This window comes from Mycobacterium sp. NGS33 (genome assembly GCF_059812885.1).
In genome coordinates this window covers 1-1,307 of sequence record NZ_JCALDN010000037.1, presented here as the reverse complement: position 1 = coordinate 1,307, position 1,307 = coordinate 1, and the positions used below count along the sequence as shown (strand labels likewise).

Here is a 1,307-nt window from a genome sequence, read left to right as displayed (position 1 = left end):
GCTTGAGTCCAAGGGATGGATGCAACACCTTTCCCGTAGGAGTGTTGCATGCAAGGCTCACTGCCACCGTCGCGTTCGTTAGTACGTGAGTTTTGGGTTCTGGTCGCCAAGGGTGTTCCGGCCAGTGAAGCCGGTATCTGGGTCGGCGTGTCGCAAACCAGCGGTCTGAACTGGTTTCGTCAGGCTGGCGGGGTGAGACCACAATTACGCTGCGCCAACCGTTCTGGTCGTCGGCCCCGGTTGACCTTCGAAGATCGGGTGGAAATCGAGATCGGGGTAAGGACCAAGGAGTCGCTGCACTCGATTGGCATACGACTGGGACGGCCCGCCTCGACGGTCAAGCGAGAGATAGACGCCAACGGCGGCCATAGCAATGTGGCGAAGTCCGGATACCGGCGCAAGGAGGCGTTCGGCGCCCGCCAGAGCGGCAACTGTGCCCAGGTGCGTTACCGTGCGGTGCTGGCCCAGCAGCGATCTGACCAGCGCGCGTGCCGGACCAAGCCGACGAAGCTGGCCAGCAACGACCGGTTGCGCAACGAGGTCCAGAATCGGTTGACTGCCAATCACAGCCCCGAACAGATCGAGGGCGGGTTGCGACTCGAATTCCCCGACGACCCGGAGATGTGGGTGAGCGACGAAACCATCTATAAGGCCATCTACCTGCAGGGACGCGGGGGGTTGCGGCGCGAGCTGCATCGGTGCCTTCGCACTGGCCGCGCCCTGCGCAAGCCCCAACGCAGCGTCGTGCAACGTCGCCGTATCCCGGACATGGTCAACATCGCCGAACGACCGCCCGAGGTCGAAGACCGCGCCGTGCCGGGCCACTGGGAGGGCGACCTCATCATCGGCGCTAACCAGGCCTCGGCGATCGGCACCTTGGTCGAACGTATCTCCGGGTTCGTCCAACTGCTGCACCTGCCGAATGACCACACCGCCGAATCTGTCGCCGCCCAGGTGATCCTGAAGATGACTGCCCTACCCGATACTTTGCGCCGAACCCTGACCTGGGACCAAGGCAGCGAAATGGCCAACCACGCTCAAATCTCCGCGGCAGCCGAGTTGCAGGTCTACTTCTGCGACCCGCACTCACCCTGGCAGCGAGGCACTAACGAAAACACCAACGGGCTTCTGCGCCAATACTTCCCCAAAGGCACCGACCTATCGGTCTACCCCGCCGACTACCTGGACTATGTCGCCTTGCAGCTCAACACCCGCCCACGACAGCGTCACGGCTTCAAAACACCCGCCCAGATACTCGACGAGATACTCTCAAACCCACCAACTGTTGCATCCACCGCTTGAATCCG

General features: G+C 62.4%; 1 protein-coding gene. It reads left to right on the top strand.

Annotated features, from left to right (window positions below; all coding sequences use genetic code 11):
- The first annotated feature begins 48 nt into the window (after positions 1–48).
- Positions 49–1,302 carry an IS30 family transposase gene (locus AC5Y5B_RS25190; protein ID WP_500007387.1) on the top strand — a complete coding sequence of 418 codons (1,254 nt, stop codon included), beginning with the start codon at positions 49–51 and terminating at the stop codon, positions 1,300–1,302.
- Positions 1,303–1,307 lie beyond the last annotated feature (5 nt).